The 1,343-nt window shown below is 60.5% G+C and carries 1 protein-coding gene; it reads left to right on the top strand.

The features are described 5' to 3' along the window. The coding region (locus AC1DMG_RS22170; protein ID WP_477181156.1) for a hypothetical protein at positions 1-323 on the top strand (323 nt) is incomplete at its 5' end. Positions 324-1,343: the final 1,020 nt, after the last annotated feature.

Raw genomic sequence — 1,343 nt, 5'->3', positions numbered from 1 at the left:
GTTACGATATGACGCGCTATCCAGAGGACACCGGGAGCACCTTCACGGCCTTCTTCTATCCCGATGCGTACGCCGCCGGCTTAAGACTGGAGCAATCGGCCGCGGCGCTGTGGAATGGCTTCGTGAACGCCCACAAGGTCGCGCAACTGGCTGGGCCGATCGAACTGCATATGGATTACTTTAGTCGTGCAGTCGAGTCGGTGCTACTGAACGGCCCCCAGTGGGACAGTGCGGGATTGGTACTAGATTCAGCGCATTGGGAGCGAGCAGTGAGGGAGTCCGGGTACGTCGCCGCGCAACAGACCGTCCAGCCGGAGGTATAGATCATGGTCTTGCCGATCCTTGTGCCGGACCTGATCGACCCCGCTCCAGCGAGAGTGTGGATACCGCGCCCGTCTACTGATTCCGCCAAGCCAGTTGCTCCCCTCAATAGATCGCCTCGGGCGCGGAAGCCCGCGGACTTGAACATGGCGGTGAGAATTGTCACAGATCGAGAACGGGCGATTGTGAGGATCCTACGTCCGCTGGGGATTGGCCCACTCTCGCGTGAGCGAGCTACGAAGGCTGGGGAATTGCTTGGGCTCCATTGTTCGTCTGTATATCGCTTGCGGCGGCGCTTCCTCGCGGATCCTGTAGCGAGCGCGTTGATACCTCATAGCTCGGGTCCCAAGGTGGGGGACCAGCATCTAGCAGCGACGGTAGAGAAGATCGTGAGTGACGTGCTTTCCGATTGGCTGCCCCGACAGCGTCATCTTGCGCATCCGCTTCTCGTGCTATGTGTTGAAATCCGGAAGCGATGCGCAGCGGCARGTGTTAGTCCGCCRAGCAGACCCACCATTTCGCGACGYTGGGCCGCCCATCGGAGGGCGGAGGCTGCGAACAGTGCGAGCGTCCAACTTCCGTTCAGCAAATCGTCTCGGGCGYGTAAGACCACGGTTCCGAACATGACGGAGACGGCGATTGCAACGGAGCGCGARCGGGCGATTGAGAGGGTTTTACGTCCGCTGGGGAYGGGTCCCCTTTCGCGTCAGCRAGCCACGAAGGCTGGCGAATTGCTGGGAGTCCATAGGTCTACGATTTATCGCTTGCGCSGGATCTTTCTCGCGGATMCTGTGGCGAGCGCGTTGATACGTCATGACCCAGGTCCCAAGGCAGGGGAGCGGCATCTAGCAGCGCCGGTCGAGAAGATCGTGAGTAACGTGCTTACCGATTGGCTGCCACGACAGCGTCATCTCACGCATCCTCTTCTCGAGCTCTGCGTCGAAATCCGGAAGCGATGCGCAGTGGCAGGTGTTAGTCCGCCGAGCAGACCTACCATTTCAAGGCGTTGGGCCGCCCAACGG

This window comes from Dyella sp. 01N36, from assembly GCF_056399745.1.
The sequence above is the reverse complement of the archived record's forward strand: the minus strand, read 5'-3'. Positions and strand labels throughout refer to the sequence as shown.